Here is a 646-nt window from a genome sequence, read left to right as displayed (position 1 = left end):
ATGAGCCTGTTCTGACGAAAAGCCGCTGGCTGCTGCTGAAGCGACCGGAACATTTGACCGATGCGCAGGAGAGCAAGCTGGCGGAACTGCTGCAGTACAACCTTCGCAGCGTGCGGGCCTGCCTGCTGAAGGAGGCGTTCCAGTTCTTCTGGGGTTACGTTTCGCCCTACTGGGCCGGTCAGTTTCTGGATAGGTGGTGTACGAAAACGATGCGATCGAAAATCGAGCCGATGAAGAAAGTGGCCCGGATGCTGCGAGGTCATCGGCCGCTGTTGCTCAACTGGTTCCGGGCCAGGGGGCAGCTTTCCAGTGGTGTTGTGGAGGGTTTCAACACCAAGGCAAAACTGACCTCCAGAAAATCCTTCGGTTTTCGGACGTATCGGGGCGCGGAAATCGCTTTGTATCATGCACTTGGGGCTTTACCCCAGCCTGAGTTTACCCACAGATTCTGCTGAAGAGCCTAATAAATGCGCTTTTTTCCAGTGGCCACTTTCACTCTTGAATTCACACCACACAACACGTACTAAACGTCCCCCAAGAAAATGAGCCATCAACACTTTACTCCGATAACGCACCTCTTGCTCCTTTCCATACAATGGCAAGGTGACCATGGAGCGTTTCAGATGCACAATACGCTTGGGCGTGT

General features: G+C 53.6%; 2 protein-coding genes. One reads left to right on the top strand and one right to left on the bottom strand.

The window, feature by feature from the left end; translation table 11 throughout:
* The coding region (locus ACOCD2_RS24575; RefSeq protein WP_419589759.1) for a transposase at nucleotides 1–455 on the top strand (455 nt) is incomplete at its 5' end.
* Here the strand turns inward: ACOCD2_RS24575 and ACOCD2_RS24570 are convergent.
* A partial coding sequence (locus ACOCD2_RS24570) for a hypothetical protein (protein ID WP_419626322.1) occupies nucleotides 420–646 on the bottom strand: 227 nt, incomplete at its 5' end. The two genes, ACOCD2_RS24575 and ACOCD2_RS24570, sit on opposite strands and share 36 nt — an antisense overlap.

It is taken from the genome of Thiolapillus sp., assembly GCF_048562965.1.
Lineage (GTDB): Bacteria > Pseudomonadota > Gammaproteobacteria > Chromatiales > Chromatiaceae > Thiolapillus > Thiolapillus brandeum_A.
This window is presented reverse-complemented; position numbering and strand designations above follow the sequence as displayed.